General features: G+C 74.3%; 1 protein-coding gene and 2 pseudogenes. 2 read left to right on the top strand and 1 reads right to left on the bottom strand.

Annotation, left to right across the window (positions count from 1 at the left end; genetic code table 11):
• Positions 1 to 120 (top strand): annotated as a pseudogene (locus OKJ99_RS08735) (6-phosphogluconate dehydrogenase); the annotation flags it as partial.
• 68 nt (positions 121 to 188) lie between these two features.
• Here the strand turns inward: OKJ99_RS08735 and OKJ99_RS08730 are convergent.
• Positions 189 to 545 carry a hypothetical protein gene (locus OKJ99_RS08730; protein ID WP_326015283.1) on the bottom strand — a complete coding sequence of 119 codons (357 nt, stop codon included), beginning with the start codon at positions 543 to 545 and terminating at the stop codon, positions 189 to 191.
• 4 nt (positions 546 to 549) lie between these two features.
• Between OKJ99_RS08730 and OKJ99_RS08725 the strand changes: the two are divergent.
• Positions 550 to 976 (top strand): annotated as a pseudogene (locus OKJ99_RS08725) (hypothetical protein); the annotation flags it as partial.

Genomic DNA, 976 nt, shown 5'->3' with positions numbered 1-976 from the left:
CCCGCGATCACCGCGTCGCTCTTCGCCCGCTTCTCCTCCCGCCAGGAGGACTCGCCGCAGATGAAGATGATCGCGGCGCTGCGCAACCAGTTCGGCGGCCACGCCGTCGAGTCCAAGTAGTCGAGTCCCAGTAAGCAACACACACGAAGCCCGCCGGACCTCGCGGTCCGGCGGGCTTCGTCGTACGCCTACTGACCGGCGGCCCGCCAGACCTTCGCGTCCAGCGTCACGTTCTTGCCCTCCGTCTTGCCCCGGAGCGTCAGAAGCCCGACGTCACCCGAGCCACCGACCAGGCACAAACGCTGGCCCACCGGCAGGTCGTAGACCCAGTAGAAGTCCTTGGCCGCGTGCGCGTCGCGGCACGCGTCGAGGGTGGCCGGCTGCCCGGCGGGCAGCAGCGCGAGCGAACTCCCCGACGTGGTGCCCGGCGCCAGCACCGCGCCGTTGCTGTAGACGGCATAGGTCAGATCCTCGTTCGACCGCCCGTCGTCCGGCTTGGCCCGCACGGGATCGTCCGCGAGATACAGGTCCTGGCTGTCCGTCATCACGATGCCGGCGTACGTCGACGGGAGCGGCGGCGCCGAGGTCGGCGGCCCGCTCGTGGGAGGCGTCGAGGGAGCGGACGTGGGGTCCGCGGCCGGGCCCGAAGGGGCGGGCGCCGCGCCCGACTTGGAGGCCTTCGGCGACTTCGAGGCGCTCGGGGAGGCGGACTTCGACGCGGACGCCGACTTCGACGCGGAGCGCGTCGCCGAGGGGTGGCCCGAGGCCGCCGGCCCCGCCGCTCCCTCCGCCTGCCGGCCGCCGGGCACGAAATACAGCGCGGCGGCCGCACCGCACGCGACCAGCACGACCCCGGCGACGGCCAACAGCCAGGCACGGGAGCGGCCACGCCGGGAATCCGTGCTCACGGCGGCGGTCTCGGCACCCAGGGGCGCGGCGGGGGAGCCGGGCGAGGGCCCGTCCGGGACGGCCGCCG

Source organism: Streptomyces endophyticus, assembly GCF_035798155.1.
GTDB classification, from domain to species: Bacteria; Actinomycetota; Actinomycetes; order Streptomycetales; family Streptomycetaceae; genus Streptomyces; species Streptomyces endophyticus.
The sequence above is the reverse complement of the archived record's forward strand: the minus strand, read 5'-3'. Positions and strand labels throughout refer to the sequence as shown.

Bases quoted from the DNA above. Each gene is read 5' to 3' on its own strand.
- OKJ99_RS08730 (WP_326015283.1), bottom strand. From the start codon at position 545: ATGACGGACAGCCAGGACCTGTATCTCGCGGACGATCCCGTGCGGGCC.